This window comes from Deinococcus metalli, assembly GCF_014201805.1.
Taxonomy (GTDB): Bacteria; Deinococcota; Deinococci; order Deinococcales; family Deinococcaceae; genus Deinococcus; species Deinococcus metalli.
In genome coordinates, this window is record NZ_JACHFK010000003.1 from 327870 (window position 1) to 347284 (window position 19415).

Annotated in this window: 19 protein-coding genes; 12 read left to right on the top strand and 7 right to left on the bottom strand. The window is 70.5% G+C overall.

Annotated features, from left to right (window positions below; genetic code table 11):
- Positions 1-122: 122 nt before the first annotated feature.
- A complete protein-coding gene (ftsH, locus tag HNQ07_RS08615) occupies positions 123-1988 on the bottom strand; it encodes an ATP-dependent zinc metalloprotease FtsH (RefSeq protein WP_184110690.1) in 1866 nt (621 codons plus the stop codon).
- A 193-nt stretch (positions 1989-2181) separates the two neighbouring features.
- Here ftsH and HNQ07_RS08620 point away from each other — a divergent pair, with 193 nt between their 5' ends.
- The 5 genes from HNQ07_RS08620 (at position 2182) to HNQ07_RS08640 (ending at position 6704) form a co-directional block, all read left to right on the top strand.
- Positions 2182-2844, top strand: coding sequence for a response regulator transcription factor (locus tag HNQ07_RS08620; protein ID WP_184110692.1), 663 nt, complete (start codon positions 2182-2184; stop codon positions 2842-2844).
- A 10-nt stretch (positions 2845-2854) separates the two neighbouring features.
- Positions 2855-4246 (top strand): sensor histidine kinase, encoded by a 1392-nt coding sequence (locus HNQ07_RS08625; RefSeq protein WP_184110937.1) that lies wholly within the window; start codon positions 2855-2857, stop codon positions 4244-4246.
- Between the two features lie 39 nt (positions 4247-4285).
- Positions 4286-5065, top strand: a complete 780-nt coding sequence (locus tag HNQ07_RS08630; protein ID WP_184110695.1) for an NTP transferase domain-containing protein — start codon at positions 4286-4288, stop codon at positions 5063-5065.
- 81 nt (positions 5066-5146) lie between these two features.
- Complete coding sequence (locus HNQ07_RS08635) at positions 5147-5383, top strand: ferredoxin (RefSeq protein ID WP_136390856.1); 237 nt, start codon at positions 5147-5149, stop codon at positions 5381-5383.
- A gap of 382 nt (positions 5384-5765) precedes the next feature.
- A complete protein-coding gene (locus tag HNQ07_RS08640; RefSeq protein WP_184110697.1) occupies positions 5766-6704 on the top strand; it encodes a magnesium transporter CorA family protein in 939 nt (312 codons plus the stop codon).
- A gap of 67 nt (positions 6705-6771) precedes the next feature.
- Here the strand turns inward: HNQ07_RS08640 and HNQ07_RS08645 are convergent, their stop codons facing one another.
- The 3 genes from HNQ07_RS08645 to murI form a co-directional block, all read right to left on the bottom strand.
- On the bottom strand, positions 6772-7131 hold the full coding sequence (locus tag HNQ07_RS08645) for a DoxX family protein (protein ID WP_184110699.1): 360 nt from the start codon (positions 7129-7131) through the stop codon (positions 6772-6774).
- Between the two features lie 64 nt (positions 7132-7195).
- Positions 7196-7942 (bottom strand): ribonuclease PH, encoded by a 747-nt coding sequence (gene rph / locus HNQ07_RS08650; protein WP_184110701.1) that lies wholly within the window; start codon positions 7940-7942, stop codon positions 7196-7198.
- Complete coding sequence (murI, locus tag HNQ07_RS08655) at positions 7939-8781, bottom strand: glutamate racemase (protein WP_184110703.1); 843 nt, start codon at positions 8779-8781, stop codon at positions 7939-7941. Before murI ends, rph begins: the two co-directional genes overlap by 4 nt.
- A 46-nt stretch (positions 8782-8827) precedes the next feature.
- Here murI and HNQ07_RS08660 point away from each other — a divergent pair, with 46 nt between their 5' ends.
- From HNQ07_RS08660 to HNQ07_RS08670, 3 genes are all read left to right on the top strand, one after another.
- Positions 8828-9619, top strand: a complete 792-nt coding sequence (locus HNQ07_RS08660) for a sulfite exporter TauE/SafE family protein (RefSeq protein WP_184110705.1) — start codon at positions 8828-8830, stop codon at positions 9617-9619.
- Positions 9620-9731: 112 nt separating this feature from the next.
- Positions 9732-9983, top strand: coding sequence for a hypothetical protein (locus HNQ07_RS08665; RefSeq protein WP_184110707.1), 252 nt, complete (start codon positions 9732-9734; stop codon positions 9981-9983).
- 134 nt (positions 9984-10117) lie between these two features.
- Positions 10118-10954, top strand: a complete 837-nt coding sequence (locus HNQ07_RS08670; protein WP_184110709.1) for an alpha/beta fold hydrolase — start codon at positions 10118-10120, stop codon at positions 10952-10954.
- Between the two features lie 134 nt (positions 10955-11088).
- Here the strand turns inward: HNQ07_RS08670 and HNQ07_RS08675 are convergent, their stop codons facing one another.
- On the bottom strand, positions 11089-12300 hold the full coding sequence (locus tag HNQ07_RS08675; protein WP_184110711.1) for an aminotransferase-like domain-containing protein: 1212 nt from the start codon (positions 12298-12300) through the stop codon (positions 11089-11091).
- Positions 12301-12403: 103 nt separating this feature from the next.
- Between HNQ07_RS08675 and fba the strand changes: the two genes are divergently transcribed.
- The 4 genes from fba (at position 12404) to HNQ07_RS08695 (ending at position 17592) form a co-directional block, all read left to right on the top strand.
- Positions 12404-13321, top strand: a complete 918-nt coding sequence (gene fba, locus HNQ07_RS08680) for a class II fructose-1,6-bisphosphate aldolase (RefSeq protein WP_184110713.1) — start codon at positions 12404-12406, stop codon at positions 13319-13321.
- A 103-nt stretch (positions 13322-13424) separates the two neighbouring features.
- Positions 13425-14141, top strand: a complete 717-nt coding sequence (locus tag HNQ07_RS08685; protein WP_184110715.1) for a hypothetical protein — start codon at positions 13425-13427, stop codon at positions 14139-14141.
- Between the two features lie 141 nt (positions 14142-14282).
- Positions 14283-17045, top strand: coding sequence for a S8 family peptidase (locus tag HNQ07_RS24005; RefSeq protein WP_229831880.1), 2763 nt, complete (start codon positions 14283-14285; stop codon positions 17043-17045).
- A gap of 133 nt (positions 17046-17178) precedes the next feature.
- Entirely contained in the window at positions 17179-17592 is a 414-nt protein-coding gene (locus HNQ07_RS08695) for a CBS domain-containing protein (protein WP_184110724.1), read from the top strand.
- Between the two features lie 73 nt (positions 17593-17665).
- Here HNQ07_RS08695 and HNQ07_RS08700 read toward each other — a convergent pair whose 3' ends face one another.
- Both HNQ07_RS08700 and HNQ07_RS08705 read right to left on the bottom strand, forming a co-directional pair.
- Positions 17666-18577: a DnaJ C-terminal domain-containing protein gene (locus tag HNQ07_RS08700; protein WP_184110733.1), complete on the bottom strand. Its 912-nt coding sequence runs from the start codon at positions 18575-18577 to the stop codon at positions 17666-17668.
- Between the two features lie 18 nt (positions 18578-18595).
- A complete protein-coding gene (locus tag HNQ07_RS08705) occupies positions 18596-19411 on the bottom strand; it encodes a VF530 family DNA-binding protein (RefSeq protein ID WP_184110735.1) in 816 nt (271 codons plus the stop codon).
- Between the last annotated feature and the right edge of the window lie 4 nt (positions 19412-19415).

Consider the following 19415-nt stretch of genomic DNA (forward strand, 5'->3'; position numbering starts at 1 on the left):
TCCACGTCACACCCAGGGTACGGGTCGCGGAGCCCTGGAGGTTCAAGACCGTGTGTCCGGCCCCGGAACCGCAGACCCCCGCACGGAGCGGGGGCAGGGTCGAGCCGGGGGTCGGGCGACCGTTACGCGGTCGTCTGGGGCATCGGGGAAGGGGCGCCGCCCACGCGCGCCACGGCCTCGCGCACCACATCGCCGGTGATGAGTTCCTGCGACAGCAGGGCCTCGGCGACCTCCTGCATGGCGGCGCGGTACTCGCTGACGATGTCGCGGGCCCGCTCGAAGGCGCGGGTCAGGATGCGCTTGACGTCCTCGTCGACGAGCTGAGAGGTGTGTTCGCTGAAGGCCTTGGGTTTGGCCATGTCCTCGCCCAGGAAGACTGGGCCGGAGTCGGTGGTCAGGGCCATGTTCTTGAAGTTATCGCCCATGCCCCACTCGAGGACCATCTTGCGGGCGATGTTGGTCGCCTTGCGGAAGTCGTCGGCGGCGCCCGAGGTCACGCTGCCCATGAACACTTCCTCGGCGGCGCGTCCGCCCAGCGCCACGATCAGCTGGTTTTCCAGGCGCTCCTTGCTCATCAGCACCTGTTCTTCCGGCAGGTAGAACGCGGCGCCCAGCGCGCGGCCACGCGGGATGATGCTGACCTTCTGGAGCTTGTCGCTGCCCGGGATCACGGCCGCCGTGACGGCGTGGCCGGCCTCGTGGTACGCGATGGCCTTCTTCTCCTGGTCGCTGATGGTCAGCGAGCCGTTTTCTAGGCCCAGGGTGATCTTGTCGAGCGCCCGGTAGAAGTCGCTCATGTCGATCACGGTCTTGCCCAGGCGCGCGGCTTCCAGCGCGGCCTCGTTGGTGACGTTCTTGAGGTCGGCGCCCGAGAAGTACGGCGTGCTCTTGGCGACCTCGTTCACGTCCACGCCGCTGGCGATGGGCTTGTTGCGCAGGTGCACCTTGAGGATCGCCTCGCGCTCCTTGAGGTTGGGCAGGTCGATGGTGACCTGACGGTCGAAGCGGCCGGGGCGCAGCAGGGCCGGGTCGAGGACGTCCGGGCGGTTGGTGGCGCCCAGCACGATCACGCTGCTGGTCTTGTCGAAGCCGTCCATCTCCGAGAGGATCTGGTTGAGGGTCTGCTCGCGCTCATCGTGGCCGCCGCCGATGCCCGCACCGCGCTTGCGGCCGATGGAATCGATCTCGTCGATGAACATGATCGCCGGAGCGCTCTTGCGGGCGTCCTCGAACAGCGTGCGCACGCGGCTGGCGCCGACGCCCACGAACATCTCCATGAATTCGGACGCGCTGACCGAGAAGAACGGCACGTCGGCCTCGCCGGCGATGGCGCGCGCCAGCAGCGTCTTGCCGGTCCCGGGAGGGCCGACCAGCAGCACGCCCTTGGGGATCTCGGCGCCGATCTGGTGGTACTTGCCGGGGTTTTTCAGGAAGTCCACGACCTCCACGAGTTCACGCTTGGCTTCCTCGTGGCCGGCCACGTCGGTGAACTTGGTGGGCACGCGGTTTTCCTTGCCGTACTTCTTGGCGCGCGACTGCCCGAACTGCATCACGCCGTTCTGGCCGCCCTGGGCGCGCATGAAGAAGAAGTACATCATGCCGATCAGGAGCAGGATAGGCAGGAAGTTGAGCAGGATGCCGAGCCACTGGCTGGGCTGCTCGAAGCGCAGTTCGACGTTCTTGGCCTGGAGCTGCTGGATCAGGCCCGAGTCCGGCGTGGCGAGCGAGGAGGGCAGCCGCACCGTGAACGACGTCAGGTCGCTGGTGCTGGACCCGCGCGAGGTGTTCACCGTGACGGGCGTGCGCTCCTTCAGGGTGACGGCCGCGTCGCTCTCGCGCACCACGACGCGCTCGACCTTGCCCTGGTCGAGCAGGGACTTGAATTCGTTGTAATTCACGCTGACGCGCGACAAGTTCGATGACTGAGAGAACATCAGGAACAGTGCCAGCACGAACAGCACGATCAGCCAGGGATTCAACCGCCTCAAGAAGGGTCCTCCGGAAAGGTGAAAGGGTGGTCAGGGCGCACACCGCCCCGTGAAGTTGAGTGTACCAGACTCAAGGCTGGGCGGATTGTCCGCCCTCACACTGGCACTTCACCAATCGGCCATCCTGCGCCCGCGTCCCGCTTCACGCCCGGTTAACGGCCGGTCCTACACTGGACACCGTGAGGCCCGCGCCGTGAGACTGCTGCTCGTCGAGGACGACCCCCGGATCGCCGAACCCACCGTGCTCGCGCTGCGCGAGGCCGGCTACGCCGTCACGTGGGAGCAGAGTGGCCCGGGCGGCCTGGAGGCCGGCATGCTCGGCGACTACCCGCTGATCGTGCTGGACGTGATGCTGCCCGGCATGGACGGCTTCGAGATCGCGCGGCGGCTGCGGGGGGGGGGCGTGGAATCGGCCGTACTGTTCCTCACCGCGCGCGGCGAACTCGGGGACCGCGTGCAGGGCCTGGACCTCGGCGGCGACGCGTACCTCGTCAAACCGTTTGCCATGCCGGAACTGCTCGCCACCCTGCGCGCGCTGTCGCGCCGCGAACGCGGGCAGAGTGCTCCGAACGCCGCTTTTGCCGGCGGGCGTGGCCGGCTCGACACGGTCGCCCGTACCGTCAGCTGGGACGGCCAGGAGGTCGCCGTGACGGGCCGTGAGTACAGCCTGGTCGAGGCGCTCGCCCTGGCGCCAGAACGCTGGTTCACCCGCGAGGACCTGCTCGACCGGGTGTGGGGCCCCGAGTTCGGCGGTGAGCCGCGCATCGTGGACGTGTATATCCGCTACCTGCGGCGCAAGCTCGCCCCCGAAGCCGTGACCAGCGAGCGTGGCCGCGGTTACCGCGTGGAGAAGTAGGAACGTGACCATGAACCTGCGCGCCCGGCTGGCGTTGTGGGCGGCCCTGGCCACGGCGCTGGCGGTCGCGCTGGTCGCCGGGGGCCTGTACTACGCCGTGAACAGCCTGCTGGAACGCAGCCAGATCGAGCGCACCCTGAGCGCCGCGAGCGCCGCGCAGGAACGCGTGGAGAACATGTTGGACGCGAGCGGAAACGACGTGTTCGGCCTGGGCCGCACGCTGGGGCTCACGCTGCCGTCGGCCACCGATCTGGAACGCGTCGCGGACGCTGACGGGCAGCGCAGCGGGATCGAGCTGCGCCTGGTGGGCGTGGTGAACGGCACGCTCCAGAGCGTGGCCACCCCGCGCTTTCCGCGCAGCGGCGTGCCCGTGAACCTGCGCCCGGGACAGTACCGGCTGGCCGAGCAGATCATCGTGGTGCGGCCCCTGCGCGGCTCGCAGGCACTGCTGAGCGTCGCGTCGGACGCCCGCGCGCTGGGCGCCGCCCGCCAGGCCTTCACGCAGGTGCTGGTGTGGCTGCTGCCGCTGGCGCTGCTGCTCACCCTGGCGATCGGCTGGACCGTCGCCGGGCGGCTGCTGCGCCCGGTGCGCGACCTGGAACATGCGGCGCGCGCGGTCGGTGGCGGCGGCGACCTGCGCCGCCCCCTGCCCGGCGCGGGCGACGGCGACGAGCTGGCCCGGCTGGCCCAGACGCTCCAGGCCAGTTTCCGGTCCCTCGCAGACGCCCGGGACCGCGAGCAGGCCTTCCTGCGCGCCGCCGCGCACGACCTGCGCAGCCCTCTGGCCGCCCTGACCGCCCGCGTGGACGGCGTGCTCACCCGTGACCGCGACGTCGAGCGCTACCGCGCAGACCTGCGCGAGATCGGCACGGACATCACCCGGCTGTCGCGGCTCGCGGACCACCTGCTGCTGCTGGCGCGCGATCCGGACGCGCTGGGCCGCGCGCCCGTGCCGCTGCGCGACCTCGCCGCCGACGCCGTGGACCGCGCCCGCGAACTCGCGCCCGAGGCGGACGTGGACCTGAACGCCCCGCAGGCCGTGACGGTTCCCGGTGACCGCGTGCTGCTGGGACAGGCCATCTGGAACCTCACCATGAACGCCGTGCGGCACGCGCCGGGCGCGACCGTGACTGTCACGGTGGACGGCAGCCCGCAGCGTGCACGTATCACCGTGCACGACGATGGCCCCGGCGTGGACGCGGGCGTGCTCGCGCGGCTGGGCGAGGCCTTCTACCGCCCGGACGGCAGCCGCAGCGGCGACGGCCACGGCCTGGGGCTGGCGCTCGCGCGGCGGGCCGCCGAACTCCACGGCGGCCACCTGAGCCTGGAGAGCGCGCCCGGCGAGGGCTTCACTGCCACGCTGGACCTGCCGTCCAGCGCGCCTGTTCCCGTGACCGCGTGACGATCACGCCCGCCGGACGACCTGCTACGCTGGGCGGCAATGCCAGAACCGTCTGCCCGCTGGAGCGCGGTCGTGCTGGGCGGTGGCGACCCCGGCGATCCGTTCGCCGCCGCGCACGGCGTGAAGGTCAAACCCCTGATTCCCGTGGGCGGCCAGCCCATGGCGGCGCACGTCCTGCGCGCGCTGCGCGGCAGTGGCCTCATTGAGCGCATCGCCTACGTCGGTCCCACCACACCCGAGATCGACGCCGTGATCGACCTGCGCGTGACAGATGTCGGGACGCTGCTGGGCAACCTGGAGGCCGGCGTCGAGGCGCTGTCGACCGCTGGCCTGCGTCCCGGCGAACGGGTGCTGGTCGCCACGGCGGACATCCCCATGCTGACCGCCGCGCAGGTGCGGGACGTGCTGCTGGGCGCGCCCGCGGACGCCGCGCTGGTCTACCCGGTCGTGCGCCGCGAGGTCTGCGAGGCCGAGTACCCCGGCGTGAAACGCACCTACGCGCGCCTCAAGGACGGCACGTTCACGGGCGGGAACCTCTTCCTGCTCGACCCGGCCCTGATCGGGCAATTTTTGCCCCGCCTGCGCGACGTGCTGGCCGCGCGCAAGGCCCCGCTGCGGCTGGCGGCCCTGATCGGCCCCGGTATCCTGCTGCGGCTGCTGACCGGCCGCCTGACGGTGGCGGCGCTGGAGGAGCGCGTCTCGGCGCTGCTGGAGGTGCCGGCCCGCGCGCTGGTCACGCCGCATGCCGCGGTCGGCACCGACGTGGACAAGGAGGAGGATCTCGCCCTGGCCGCCGCGCATACCGGCCGGGGTCCGTAGGCGGCGGGGCCGCCACAGCGCAGGAAAACCTGTCTGCTTTCGCCCTTGCGCCCCTCTGGCGGGGTGTGCATACTGTCCCCCATGCCGCACATCATCACCAGCCCCTGCATCGGCACCAAGGACCAGGCCTGCACCGAGGTCTGCCCCGTGGAATGCATCTACGACGCCGGCGACATGTTCCTGATCCATCCGGACGAGTGCATCGACTGCGGCGCGTGCGTGCCCGCGTGCCCGGTCAGCGCCATCTTCCCCGAGGAAGACACGCCCGCCGGCGAGGAAAGCTACATCGAGAAGAACCGCGCGTTCTTCGGTCTGTAAGACCGCCAGACCGGGGCGGCGCCCCAGGCGAGCGGCCGTACAGGGCAGGTCCTTGGGCCGCTGAACACGCGCGCAGCACGCGTCTCCCAGCTCAACTACAGACGCCCCCGGTGTGATCGCCGGGGGCGTGCCGCTGGGCGCTGGGGGGACGGCTTGCCCAGGGCCGTGCCCGGCCGCTACGATGACCGCGCCCCGTCGGGCGAGTCCCGCTTCCACATCCCGCGTCCCGGCCGCGCGTCCGGCCGTCCCACCCCGGCAAGGAGGTGATGTCGTGAACCCTGAACCCGAACCGCCCAGTTTGCGCCCCGGCCACCGGATCACGCCACCCCGCCCCCGGAGGACGCGCCATGCCCCACACTGATCCGCGACAGCAGGCCCGGCCATGCTGACGTACTACCGCTCCATCGGCGGCAAGCTCACCACCCTGGACGCCTACACCGACGGCTGCTGGGTGAACGCGGCCGACCCCACGCCCGAGGAACTCGCCCGCGTGTCGCGCGAGACCGGCCTGGAACTCGACTACCTGTCCTACCCGCTCGACCCGGACGAGCGCTCGCGCTTCGAGCGGGAAGACGGCCAGCTCCTGATCATCATGCAGACCAGCTACCGCCTGCCGGAGGAGAGCGACATTCCCTACGACACGGTGCCGCTGGGCATCCTGCACACCGACCACTGCCTCGTCACGGTGTGCGCGTTGCCGGAGAACCCGGTCATCAAGGACGTCCTGAGCGGGCTGGTGCGCCGCGTCAGTACCGTCAAGAAAAACCGCCTGACGCTGCAACTGTTCCTGCGCAACGCCCAGCGCTTCCTGATCGACGTGCGGCAGATCAACAAGCGCGTGGACGCCATCGAGGACAAGCTGGAGAACAGCCAGCAGAACCGCGAGCTGCTGAACCTGCTGAAACTGGAAAAGAGCCTGGTGTACTTCATGACCGGTCTCAAGGCGAACGAGGCCATGATGGAACGCGTCAAGCGCGACCGCATCTTCGAGATGTACGAGGAAGACAGCGACCTGCTGGACGACGTGCTGATCGAGAACCTGCAGGCCATCGAAATGGCGAGCATCGCCAGCAACATCCTGACCTCGATGGCCGGGGCCTTCGCCAGCGTGATCAGCAACAACGTCAACCAGGTCGTGAAGGTGCTGACCGTGACCACCATCCTGGTCGCCATCCCGACGCTGGTCAGCGGGTTTTTCGGCATGAACGTGCCGGGCCTGCCCTTTCACGACAGTCCCTACGGCTTCTGGTTGGTCATGGTCGTCTCGGCGGCCATCGCCACGGTGATCGCCGTGGTGTTCTACCGCCTGCGCGTGCTGTAAACAGCAGGGAGAACGCGGGACGCGGGGGGCCGCCCGGCCGCCCCTGCGTCCCGCGCCGGCCGCCTGCTCAGTCCTGGCTGGTCACGTACAGCAGCGCGCCGAACAGGGCGAGGTTCTTGAAGAACTGCACCTGTTGCTGCTGGCGTTCCTTGCCCTGCTTGTCCCAGAAGGGGTGGCCGATCACGGTGGTGGGGATCAGGCTGGTGGCCAGGGCCGTGCCCATCACGCGCGGCAGGATGCCCACTGCCATCAGCGCGCCCGCGCCCAGCATGACGCCGGAGTTGATCTGCACGGCCAGTTCCGGCTGCGGCACCTCGGCGCCGCGCGCCGCGCGGACGATCGGCTCGGGGTCCTGGAAATGCTCGATCCCCTGTTTGATGAACAAGCTCGACAGCAGCGCCCGCCCGATGAATCCCGTCACACTCATGCCCGACCTCCTTGGAATGGCAGCGAGTCTAGCGCAGGCGTCCGCCCCGGGCCGTGCACCCGGTTCAGACACCCTGAATGACCGACAGCTGCCGTGTCAGGTCGCCCATGACCGTCTGCACGGCGTGCGTGCCGGCGGCCAGCATGCGGACATACTCGGCGTGCGTGATCGGGCCGTCCTCGGCGCCGCCCTGCACCTCGATGATCAGGCCCGTATCGGTGGCGACCACGTTCAGGTCGGCCCGCGCGACCTTGTCCTCGACGTAGTCCAGGTCCACGCGCAGCTCGTCGCCGATCAGGCCCACCGAGATCGCCCCGACGTTGTGCCGGATGGGCCAGTCGGTCAGGGTGCCCTGGTGGATCAGGCGGTCGCAGAAGTCGTGCAGCGCCGCGTGCCCCGCCAGGATGCTCGCCACCCGCGTGCCGCCGTCCGCGACCAGCACGTCGCAGTCCACGTAGATGGTCTGGTTGCGGAAGGGGCGCAGGTCCATGCTGCTCCTCATGGCCCGGCCCAGCAGCCGCTGGATCTCGTGCCGGCGGCCGTTCTGGAGGTTGCGTTCGCGCGCCTGCCGGTCTTCCGTGGCGCGCGGGAGCATGGCGTACTCGGCGGTCAGCCAGCCCTCCTTGCGGCCGCGCATGTGCGGTGCGGGCTTGTCCTCCAGCGTCACGGTCGCCAGGATCTCGGTCTGGCCCATCTTCAGGTGCGCGCTGCCCGGCGCGTGCGGGTTCACGCCCCGCTTGACACTCATGGGGCGGGGAGTCAGGGCGTTCCGGCCCTCGCGGGCGGGGGTCTTGCTGTGCGGTGTGGTCATGTGTGGATGGACTCGATTCTCAGCGGCGCCGGGGCCGCTGCGGGGAGATGCTCTCCACTATGCCCGTTTTGGGCACTCAGGGTGGCGATGACCGGCCGGACAGCCTCCACGTCCCCCGTCACGAGGTACGTGACCTGCCCCGGCGCCGGCGAGTCGTTGAGGAGCCCCGCGCCGTCCAGCACGCGCCGGGTGTGCCGGGCCACGCCCGCGCCGCTGTCCACCAGCGCGAACGCCCCGCCGAACTCCGCGCAGATCGCCGGGGCCAGGAAGGGGTAATGCGTGCAGCCCAGCACGAGCTGATCCACGCCCGCGTCCCGCAGCGGCCCGAGCGTGCGCCGCAACTCCTCGCGCATCTGCGGGCTGTCGGCCAGCCCGGCCTCGACCATCGGCACCAGCTTCAGGTTCACCACACCCTCCACGTGCACGCCCAAGGGCTCGGCGTGGTCGCGGATCACGTCGCGCATCAGCTGGCCGCGCAGTGTCACGGGCGTGGCCAGCACCGCGACCTTGCCGCTGCGGGTGGCCAGGGCGGCGGGTTTCACGGCCGGCACCAGCCCGATCACCGGAAAGGGAAAGCGCGAGCGCACCCGCGACAGGCTGAACGCCGCCGCCGTGTTGCACGCCACCACGACCGCCTTCACGCCACGCGTGTAGAGCGCCGCCACGGCCCGCTCGGTCAGGTCGATCACGTCGTCCTCGCTGCGGCTGCCGTAGGGCACGTGCGCGGTGTCGCCCAGGTACAGCACGTCCTCGTGCGGCAGTTCGCGGCGCAGGTCGGCCAGGACGCTCAGGCCGCCCACACCGCTGTCGAACACACCCACCGGAGCCGAGGACGCCATCACGCGGATGATAGACCACCGCCGCCCGCGCTACGGTGGAGCCCACATGCCCGCATCCGGTCTGCCCGCCCTCGACTCCTGGCACTGGGTGCTGGCCGCCCTCGCCGCCGTGCTGATCGGCTTCTCGAAGACCGGACTGCCCGGCGCGGGCATCCTGGCGGTGCCCGTCATGGCGTGGGTGTTCGGCGCGCGGCTGTCGGTCGGCGCGACCCTGCCCCTGCTGCTGGTGGGAGACGTGGTCGCCGTGCTCGCGTACCGCGCGTACGCGGACTGGCCGCAACTGCGCCGCCTGGGGCCGTGGGTGGGGCTGGGCCTGCTGGCCGGCAGCGTGACCCTGTGGGCGCTGGGCCACGTGACCCTGCGGGCCGATCCGCTCGGCCCGGTGATCGGCGTGATCATCCTGGCGCTGCTGATCCTGACGGCGTTGCAGCGGTCGGGCCGCCTGCACTGGCAGCCCGCCTCGGGCGTGAGCACCGGCCTGATCGGCGTGCTGGGCGGCTTCACCACCATGGTCAGCAACGCGGCCGGACCCGTCATGGCGTTGTTCCTGACCTCGCTGGGCCACACCAAGGCGCAGCTGATGGGCACGAACGCCTGGACGTTCTTCCTGTTCAACGCGAGCAAGGTGCCGCTGCTGGCGCTGCTCACGTGGGACAACGCCGCGCGCCCCCTGTTCACGCCGGGCAGCCTGCTGGTGAACGTGGCCCTGGCCCCGCTGGTCGTGCTGGGCGCGTGGGCGGGCCGGATGTTCCTGCCCCGGGTGCGCGAGGAGACCTTCAGCACCCTGCTGCTGGTGCTGGCGGGCCTGGCGGCCTTGAAACTGCTGTTCCCCGGCTAGGCGCACACCTGCACCAACGGTCAGTTCACGCCGACGGGAGCAGGGTGTGGTCAACCGGAACGGCAGAATTCCGAGACACCAGCGGACGCCTCGGAGCGTCAGGGAGACCACCATGCACCACCACGTCACCGCTCACCTGAACACGCTGCGCGTCGAGGACCTCCGCCGCGAAGCCCACGCCTGCCACATGCCCGCACGGCTGCGGCGACAACACCGCGAGGCCGGCGGCGCCACCGAGCACATAAGCGTGGTCGACCGCGTGCTGTTGCGGGTCTGGGCGCGGCTGTCCGGTACGCTGGAGCGCCGCGGCGTACTGCGCCCTCTGCCCGGACCCCTCGGATCGCGCGGCCCGCTGTCCAGCTGAGCTCCCTTTCCCGGGCGGCGACCACAGAGCCCTGATCCGGTCGCCGCCTGCCCGCATGGCGAACGATCTGGGCGCGATTCGTTGACAACAGAATCCGTGTTGATACTCTGATGGGAAGCAACACGGGGGAGGACATGGTCACCGAAACGGCACTCACGCTCCAGAATGGCGCCACACTGCACGTCTACGACACTGGCCCCGCCGACGGCTTTCCCGTCGTGTGGCACCACGGCACCCCCAACATCGGCGCGCCGCCGGAACCCCTGTTCGGCGCGGCAACGCGGCTGGGCCTGCGCTTCGTCGCCTACGACCGCCCCGGCTATGGCGGCAGCACACCGCGTCCGGACCGGCCTGTCGCGTCCGCCGCCTTCGACGTGCTCGCACTGGCCGACGCCCTGGAGCTCGACCACTACTCCGTGCTGGGGCACTCCGGCGGCAGTCCGCACGCGCTCGCCAGCGCCGCGCTGCACCCGGACCGGGTGGTGGCCGCCGTCAGCATCGCGGGCCTCGCGCCCTTCACGGTCGGGGGTCTGGAGTGGTTTGCGGGCATGTATGCCGGCGGACAGGCCACCCTGCGCGCCGCCGCCGCCGGACGCGCCGCGAAGGAAGCGTACGAGGCCACCGAACCGCCCTTCGACCCGCAGATGTTCACGCCCGCCGACCACGCCGCCCTGAATGGCCCGTGGTCGTGGCTGAACGCCGTGGTCGGCCCCGCCATGCAAAGTGGCCCCGCGCCGCTGATCGACGACGACCTCGCTTACGTCCGCCCGTGGGGCTTCGATCCCGCCGACATCCGCGTGCCGGTGCTGCTCCTGCATGGCCTGCACGACCGGGTGGTGCCCGCCACGCACAGCGAATGGCTGGCCCACCACATCCCGCGCGCGGAGTTGCGCCTGACGCCGGACGACGGCCACCTGTCGATCCTGAACCACGCGGAGTCCGCGCTGGAGTGGATCGCGGCCCGAACCTGATCTGACGGGCGTCGACCCAGGAGCAGGTCTGGACAGGCGCCAGGGGGGCTCAGCGGTTCACCTACGCCCCGAACAGGTTGCGCACGCGGGAGACCAGCGTGTTCTCTCCGGCTCCGGGCCCGGCGCGCCCACGCTCAGTCCAGCGCTTCCCGGATGGTGTCGCCCAGGGCCTTGATGCCCGTCTCGATCTGGGCCGGCGTGGCCGTGCAGTAGCTCAGGCGCATGGTGTTCTCGCCGCCGCCCAGCGCGTAGAAGGGACTGCCGGGCACGTACGCGACCTTGCGCTCGACCGCGCGGGGAAGCATCGCCTGCGTGTCGATGCCGTGGGGAAGTGTGACCCACAGGAACATGCCGCCCTCGGGCACCGTATGGTCCACCCCGCCGGGGAAGTCGGCGGCGATGCGGGCCATCATGTGCTGGGCGCGCTCGCCGTAGGCCTGCTTCACGATCTCGATCTGCCGCGGCAGGATCGGCAGCAACTCCGTGATGATCATCTGGTTCAGGGTGGGCGTGTGCAGGTCCGCGCCCTGCTTGGCCATGATCAGCTTCTGTATGATGGGCCGGGCCGCCTGCACCCACGCGTCGCGCAGACCGGGCACCAGCGTCTTGGAAAAGGAGCTGCTGTAGATGACATGGTTGCGGTCCACGTCGCCAGCCAGCTCCAGTCCCAGCGCGTACAGGCTGGGCAGGGCCTCGCCGCTGAAGCGCAGCGCGCCGTAGGGGTCGTCCTCGATGACCAGGACGCCGTGCTCGGCGGTCAGCTCCACCAGCCGGCGGCGGCGTTCCACGCTGAGGGTGCGGCCGGTCGGGTTCTGGAAGTTCGGCACCGCGTACAGCAGCTTGGCGCGCGTGGTCTTGAGGATACCCTCCAGCGCGTCCACGTCGATGCCGCCCTCGTCGGTCGGGAGCTGCACGTAGTTGGGCAGGTACGGCTGGAAGGACTGCAGCGCGCCCAGGTACGTCGGGGCCTCGACCAGCACGGTGTCGCCCTCCGAGATCAGGATCTTGCCGAGCAGGTCCAGGCCCTGCTGGCTGCCCGTCACGATCTGCACGTTCTGCGCGGGAATGCCGCTCTGCGCGGCGATCCACTCGCGCAGCGGCGGGTGGCCCTCGGTGGTCGAGTACTGCAGCGCGGCCGGGCCATACGTGTCGAGCACGCGGGCGGCCGCCGCCTTCACGTCCGCCAGCGGAAACAGCTCCGGGGCGGGCAGGCCGCCGGCGAAGGAGATCACGTCGGGCTGCTGCGTGACCTTCAGGATCTCGCGGATGGCGCTGGCCGTCATGCCGCGCACGCGGGCAGCGAAAGCCGCCTGGAAGTCCAGGGCCGGGCGGGTGGGAGCACTCATGCCGCCCATCCTACGCCGTGCCCGCCGCGCGGGTCGGGCTGGACGTGTCCGGTTGGCCCGACTTGGTAGACGGCTACACTATTGGGGCTCAAGGAGGCACAGCATGCTCGTAACCGGTAATGACATCCTGATCCCCGCCCGTGCCGGCAAGTACGGCGTCGGCTCGTTCAACACCAACAACATGGAGATCACGCAGGCGATCATCCACACGGCCGAGAAGCTCCGCAGCCCCGTCATGGTGCAGATGAGCGAGGGCGCCATCAAGTACGGCGGGCAGGACCTGGCGAACATCGTCAAGGACATCGCCACGCGGGCCACCGTGCCGGTCGCGCTGCACCTCGACCACGGCAGCTCCTACGAGTCGGCGCTCAACGCCATCCGCATGGGCTTCACCAGCGTCATGATCGACGCGTCGCACCACTCCTTCGACGAGAACGTCCACGAGACCCGCCGCGTGGTGGAAGCCGCGCACGCCATGGGCATCAGCGTGGAAGCGGAGCTCGGGCGCCTGGGCGGCATCGAGGAGCACATCGTCGTGGACGAGAAGGACGCGTTCCTGACCGACCCCGAGGAAGCCGTGCAGTTCGTCGAGCAGACCGGTACCGACTACCTGGCCATCGCCATCGGCACCAGCCACGGCGCGTACAAGGGCAAGGGCCGCCCGTACATCGACCAGGCACGCATCGCGCGGATCGGTGAACTGCTGGGCATTCCGCTGGTCGCGCACGGCAGCAGCGGCGTGCCGCAGGAGATCGTGGAGCGCTTCCGCACCGGCGGCGGCCAGATCGGCGACGCGGCCGGCATCGCCGACGACGACCTGCGTGAGGCGTGCCAGCACGGCATCGCCAAGGTGAACGTGGACACCGACCTGCGTCTGGCGAGCACCGTCGGCATCCGCGAGGCGCTGATGGCCAACGCCAAGGAGTTCGACCCGCGCAAGATCTTCGGTCCGGCCCGCGACGTGATGGCCCAGGTGATCGAGCACAAGATGCGCGTGCTGGGCAGCGTCGGCAAGGCCTGACCCACGGCGCCGGGCGGGGGGTGTCCCCGCCCCCGAAGACCCCGTCCTGGGGGCATCCAACCTGCGGAGAATTCTCACCCGGCCGCCTTATGCTCGCTGTTGCATGAGGGCGGCCTTCTTCCTGTCTCCACTGCTGCTGCTGGGCGGCCTGACCCTTGCCGCACAGGGCAGCGCCGCGTTGCCGCCCGCCCTTGCCAGCGGCTGGCAGGTGCGTCTGGCGTCCATGCTGCCGGTGCCGGGACAGCCGGCGGACGTGATGCAGCGCCAGCCCAACATCTCGGTGGTGAATTTGTCCATCCGCGTCGCCAACGCGCAGGGAGACCGGGAGGCGCTTAGCAAGGTGATCTCCGATGTGCAGAGCGGCGTGCGGCCCACGTACGACAAACGCCTGGGCATCACCGAGCAGGAGTTTGCACGCTACGTGGTGTTCCAGACGGTACTGAAGCCCAGCGGCCGCAGGGTGCGCCTGCCGGTGACCCGTGACGTGTCGCGCGTGGTCTTCGGGGACACGCCGGACCTGAACGGGGTGCTCAAGGGCGTGTCCATCGACCTGAAGACCGGCGAGATGCACGGCCCGGAGGGCTACTCCGCGCGGCCCGTGAATGTCCCGGCCAGCACGGAGACCGACGGCGCCCTGAAGGTCACGACCGGCTTCATGTGGAAGGTGATCGGCAACGACGCCAGGGCCGGCAACGGCGTGCGCGGCACCCTGAACCTGCTGCAGCTCGAGGACGGCGCGATCATCCTGAGTTACAAGCGCACCAGCATGATCAAGAACGTCCTGAACCAGGGCGAGGTCATCCTCAGCTACCTGCACTGAGCCGCGGACCGGCCGGCTGGCTGGGAGCGTCTGGTGGCCCTGCTCCCCCCCTCCATCAGTCTGACGACCCCCTGACCTCACCTCAAGGATTCCTCACGTGACATTCAGAGCGGGTCACGCGGCGGCGGTTAGGCTGCCAGCATGAGAAGCCCAGTACACCGACGCCGAGCCCTGCTGCTGGGATCGGCCCTCCTGGCCGGTGGCGTGTCCACCGCCGGAGCGGCCGGTCTGTCCCCGACCCTCCTCGAACGCGCCAAGAAGGGTGACCAGACGCAGGTGGGCGTGATCGTCCGCTTCGCGTTCGGCAACGACTCGCGCGGCCGCGCCCAGCTGAAGAACCTGCGCGGGCAGTTGGTCAGCCGCCTGAACCAGTTCGGCGCGAACGCCGGCTTCATCAACCAGGCGATCAAGTCCGGCAAGGCCACGCAGCTGTGGCTCGACCAGAGCATCTACCTGCCGCTCACGCCGGTGCAGGCGCGCGCCCTGGCCGCGCTGCCCTTCGTGACGGACGTGTTCGAGAACTTCAAGGTGCAGATTCCCAAGCCGCAGCGCGCCGTGGCCCTGAGCGCGTCGGCCGCCGCGGCCGGGGAGCCGTGGCACCTCGCCAAGATCGGCGCGCCGCAGGCGTGGGCGGCGGGCTTCAAGGGCCAGGGCATCAAGATCGGGCACCTGGATTCCGGCATCGACGCGAGCCACACCCAGCTGAACGGGAAGGTCGTGGCCTTCGCGGAGTTCAACGAGGCCGGCGACCGCGTGAACAGCCAGCCGCACGACACCACCAACCACGGCACGCACACGGCGGGCCTGCTGGTGGGCAACACGGTCGGCGTGGCGCCCAGCGCGAAGATCATCAGCGCGCTGGTGCTGCCGAACAACGAGGGCACCTTCGCGCAGGTGATCGCGGGCATGCAGTACGTGCTCGACCCCGACAACAACGCCGACACCGACGACGGCGCGGACGTCGTGAACATGAGCCTGGGCATTCCCGGCACCTTCGACGAGTTCATCGTGCCGGTGCAGAACATGCTCAAGGCGGGCGTGGTGCCGGTGTTCGCCATCGGGAACTTCGGCCCGGCCGGCGGCACCACCGGCAGCCCCGGCAACCTGCCGGACGCGATCGGCGTGGGCGCGGTCGATCAGAACGGTCAGGTCGCCAGCTTCAGCTCGCGCGGGCCGGTCACGTGGAACAGCGGCATCAAGGGCACCTTCACCAAGCCCGACATCGCCGCGCCCGGTGTGGACATCACGAGTTCGTTCCCCGGCAACCAGTACGGCGCCCTGAGCGGCTCCTCGCAGGCGAGCCCGATCACCGCGGGCGCGGTCGCGCTGCTGCTCTCGGCCAAGCCCGGCACGTCGGTGGACGCCATCAAGAACGCGCTGTACTCCAGCGCCAGCAATGCGGGCAGCAAGAACAACAACGTCGGCTACGGCCTGATCAGCGTGCCCGGCGCCCTGGGCAAACTGGGCGTGAACGTGAGCGCTCCGGCCCCGGCCCCCCAGCCGGCGCCCGCCCCGGCCCCTGCTCCGGCGCCACAGCCCGCGCCCGCCCCGGCTCCCCAGCCGGCCCCGGCGCCAGCACCGCAGCCCGCGCCCACCCCCGCGCCGACGCCTGCTCCCACCCCGGCGCCCTCGAAGCAGCCGACCGGCCCGGCCGGGTACGACCTGTGCGCCGTGGAAGGCCAGAAGTGCAACTTCAGCGGTCAGCGCCAGGCGGCGTACGGCACCGACGGCAAGTACGTGACCGGGACGGCCACCAACGGCTTCGAGTGCTCGAACGGCGCGTGGGGCCGTGACCCCGCCCCCGGCCTGACCAAGGGCTGCTTCATCAAGCCGGTGGCCGCCCAGCCGGCTCCGGCGCCCGCCCCCAAGCCGGCCCCGACCCCCGCTCCGGCTCCGGCCAAGCAGCCCACCGGCCCGGCCGGCTACGACCTGTGCGCGGTCGAGGGTCAGGCCTGCAAGTTCAGCGGTCAGCGCCAGGCCGCGTTCGGGACGGACGGCAAGTACGTGACTGGCACCGGCACGGACGGCTTCAACTGCACCGTGTCCGAGTGGGGCCGTGACCCGGCGCCCGGCCTGACCAAGGGCTGCTTCATCAAGCCCGTGAGCGGCCAGCCGGCTCCTGCGCCGGCGCCGCAGCCCGCGCCCGCCCCCAGCGGCAACGCCGGCGGCAAGCCGACCGTGCTGCTCGTGGACGACGACATGGGCCAGGGGGCAGACGTCACGAACGCGCTGCGCGACGCCATCAAGGCCAACGCGGCCAGCGGCGGGGCCTTCGTGTTCAACACCCAGACGCAGGGCCAGGTGCCCCTGAGCGAACTCGTGCGCGCCGACATCGTCATCTGGGCGACCGGCGAGGCGTACCAGAACACCATCACGGCCGCGGACCAGAACACGCTGCGCCAGTACCTCGCGCGCGGCGGCCGCCTGATCGTGACCGGCCAGGACATCGGCTTTGACATCGGCGGCAGCGACTTCTACCGCAGCACCCTCAAGACCCAGCTGATCGCGGACTCCAGCGGCATCGCCAAGTTCGTGACGCGCGGCATGCTCGGCAGCGCTTCCTACACGCTGAACGCGGGCGGCAGCGCCATGAACCAGTACTACCCGGACGTGATCGCGGACCTCAGCGGCAGCTACGTGGCCGCGTCGTGGGGCACCGCGAACGCCACCGCGCAGAGCGTGAAGGCGCAGAGCATCCGCCAGGACAGCAACCGCGCCCGCGAGAACGCCAAGGCGCAGGCCCCCCGAGTCAGCGCCCAGGAAGCGCGCGACAACGCCGGCGCCATCGTGGTGAACGATGCCGGCAGCTACCGCACCATCACCATGGGCTTCGGCCTGGAAGGGCTCGCGCCCGCCCAGCAGTCCACCCTGCTCAGGGTCGCGTTCGACTGGCTGATGAAGTAAGGTTCGTCGGCAGCGCAGGGGAGGGCCCAGCACGGGCGCCTCCCCTGCGTCCGCCTCCCCTGCGTCCGCTTTCCCAGCCCATCTTGACCGTCCTGCCATCCGGTGCGGCCCACGCCCGCGCAGACTGCGGAACATGACCAAGCTCTCGGACATCATGACCATGCAGCTCACCACCACCGACGCCGGCGCCACCCTCAAGGAGGTCGCCGCGCTGATGGCGCAGGAGGACATCGGCAGCGTGCTGATCATGGACGGTGACACGCTGCGCGGCATCATCACGGACCGCGACATCGTGGTGCGCGCCGTCGCCTTCGGGCACGACTTCGGCACGCCGGTCACGGACCACACGACCGGTGGCGTGTACACCCTGGAGGCCGACACGGACGTGAAGGACGCCGCCCGCGAGATGGCCGCGAGGCAGGTCAAGCGCCTGCCGGTCACGCGGGACGGCAAGGTCGTGGGCATCGTGAGCCTGGCCGACCTCGCCAACCTGGAGGGCAGCAGCGCCGACCAGACCGCGCTGGAGGGCATCAGCAAGCCCACGTGAGCGGCGTCCCCGGATGTGTTCGGGGACAGCACAACGCCCCGACGTTCAGCCGGGGCGTGTGCTTTTGCTGTCCTCAGTGTGCCAGGTCGCGCAGCTGCCTGTACAGCTCCTTCTCCTGGTCCGTCAGGGTCTTGGGCACGGTCACGTTCAGGCGGACATACAGGTCGCCGCGCGTGCCGTCCTTCTTCGGCCAGCCCTGACCGCGCAGCCGCATGCGCCGCCCGCCGCTGGAGCCCGCAGGCACACTCAGCTGTCCGCTGCCGCCGCTGATGGTCTGCACCTTCACGTCCCCGCCGAGCGCCGCCACGGGGGCCGGCACGTCCACGCTGGTGGTCAGGTGGTCGCCGTCCAGCTCGAAGCGGGCGTCCTCCAGCACGCGGATGGTCAACAGGACGTCCCCGCCGCCGGGACCCTGCCCGGCCAGCCGCAGGCGTGCGCCGTCGCGGGTGCCGGCTGGAACGCGCAGGCTCAGGCGCTTGCCGTCCACGTTGATCACCTCGTCGCTGCCCGCGAACGCCTCCTCCAGCGTGACCTGCAGCTCACCCTCGACGTTCTGCACGAAGCGCCGCCCGCCACCCAGACCGCCGCCGCCCAGCAGGTCTTCCAGATTCACCTGCTGACCCGCCGGGTTGCGGAAACCGCCGCCCCCGCCGCGCCCGAACAGGCCCTGGAAGAAGTCGCTGAACTGGCTGGGATCGAAGCCGGAGAAGTCCCCGCCCTGGAAACCGCCGCCCCCGCCGGGGCCGCCGTAGCCGGGCGGCACCTGCCCGGTGTGCCCGAACTGGTCGTACACCTTGCGCTTCTCGGGGTCGCTCAGCGCGGCGTAGGCCTCGCCGATCTCCTTGAAGCGGTCGGCGGCCTTCTCGTCGCCGGCGTTCTTGTCCGGGTGGTACTGCTTGGCGAGCTTGCGGTACGCGCTCTTGATGTCCGCCTCGGACGCGCTGCGGGTCACGCCCAGGACGTCGTAGTAATCCTTGTAGGCCATACACCCTCCGGTCGGTGTCTAAAGGTCGGCGGTCTGGCCGCCTGACGGCCGTTCCAGCTTGTTCACGAAGGCCTTGAGGCCGTACGCCTGCGCGATCCCGAGCGCCGTGTGGCCGCGCGCGTCGGTGCGCTGCGGATCGGCGCCGTGGGCGAGCAGGGCGTCGAGCACGTCCGTGCGCGGCGCGCGGCGGCCCGTGCGGTACGCCTGTCCCTCCACATCTGCCGTGTGCAGCAGCGGCAGCCAGAAACGCCCGTCGTTGGCGTCCGCGCCCCGGCGCAGCAGTTCGCGGATCAGCGTGGGCGGCGCGTCCCGGTCAATGGCGAGGTTCAGCAGCGGCAGCGGCGCGTGGTCCGGCCAGAAGGTCACGTCCTCGACCATGTCCAGCAGCGGCCGCAGCACCCCGCTCAGGGTCTGGTCGGTGGGCGGCAGGTGCCGCAGCGCCCAGCCGAGCGCGCCGTGCACGCGGTTCTGGCTCATGGTGCCCGACGCGAGCACGCGGCCGAAGTCGTTGAGATCGCCGTGCTTGAGCGCCAGCGTCAGCGGGTTGCCCTCCTCGCGCCGCGCGAGGCGCCGGTACTCCTCCTCGACCTGCTCGCGTGCCCACGGCGTCCGGCGCAGGAACTTCAGGCTGCTCGTCACGCTCGGGTCGCTCTGGAAGCAGCGCACCGGCACGCGGCGGGCCAGTTCCTCCCAGCCGTACTCGGCGTGCAGCTTCTCCACGATCTGCGCCAGGGTGACGCCGTGCAGCGGATCGCGGGACGAGGACGGTGAGCGGTGGACGGTTGATGGACCAGGCGCGTCGGCCTGCCCTGCTGGCTTGTCGTCCTCAACCATCACC

Coding starts and splice junctions, on each gene's coding strand:
- HNQ07_RS08625 (WP_184110937.1), top strand. CDS start 2,855: ATGAACCTGCGCGCCCGGCTGGCGTTGTGGGCGGCCCTGGCCACGGCG.
- HNQ07_RS08630 (WP_184110695.1), top strand. CDS start 4,286: ATGCCAGAACCGTCTGCCCGCTGGAGCGCGGTCGTGCTGGGCGGTGGC.
- HNQ07_RS08635 (WP_136390856.1), top strand. CDS start 5,147: ATGCCGCACATCATCACCAGCCCCTGCATCGGCACCAAGGACCAGGCC.
- HNQ07_RS08640 (WP_184110697.1), top strand. CDS start 5,766: ATGCTGACGTACTACCGCTCCATCGGCGGCAAGCTCACCACCCTGGAC.
- HNQ07_RS08645 (WP_184110699.1), bottom strand. CDS start 7,131: ATGAGTGTGACGGGATTCATCGGGCGGGCGCTGCTGTCGAGCTTGTTC.
- rph (WP_184110701.1), bottom strand. CDS start 7,942: ATGACCACACCGCACAGCAAGACCCCCGCCCGCGAGGGCCGGAACGCC.
- murI (WP_184110703.1), bottom strand. CDS start 8,781: ATGGCGTCCTCGGCTCCGGTGGGTGTGTTCGACAGCGGTGTGGGCGGC.
- HNQ07_RS08660 (WP_184110705.1), top strand. CDS start 8,828: ATGCCCGCATCCGGTCTGCCCGCCCTCGACTCCTGGCACTGGGTGCTG.
- HNQ07_RS08665 (WP_184110707.1), top strand. CDS start 9,732: ATGCACCACCACGTCACCGCTCACCTGAACACGCTGCGCGTCGAGGAC.
- HNQ07_RS08670 (WP_184110709.1), top strand. CDS start 10,118: ATGGTCACCGAAACGGCACTCACGCTCCAGAATGGCGCCACACTGCAC.
- HNQ07_RS08675 (WP_184110711.1), bottom strand. CDS start 12,300: ATGAGTGCTCCCACCCGCCCGGCCCTGGACTTCCAGGCGGCTTTCGCT.
- fba (WP_184110713.1), top strand. CDS start 12,404: ATGCTCGTAACCGGTAATGACATCCTGATCCCCGCCCGTGCCGGCAAG.
- HNQ07_RS08685 (WP_184110715.1), top strand. CDS start 13,425: ATGAGGGCGGCCTTCTTCCTGTCTCCACTGCTGCTGCTGGGCGGCCTG.
- HNQ07_RS24005 (WP_229831880.1), top strand. CDS start 14,283: ATGAGAAGCCCAGTACACCGACGCCGAGCCCTGCTGCTGGGATCGGCC.
- HNQ07_RS08695 (WP_184110724.1), top strand. CDS start 17,179: ATGACCAAGCTCTCGGACATCATGACCATGCAGCTCACCACCACCGAC.
- HNQ07_RS08700 (WP_184110733.1), bottom strand. CDS start 18,577: ATGGCCTACAAGGATTACTACGACGTCCTGGGCGTGACCCGCAGCGCG.
- HNQ07_RS08705 (WP_184110735.1), bottom strand. CDS start 19,411: ATGGTTGAGGACGACAAGCCAGCAGGGCAGGCCGACGCGCCTGGTCCA.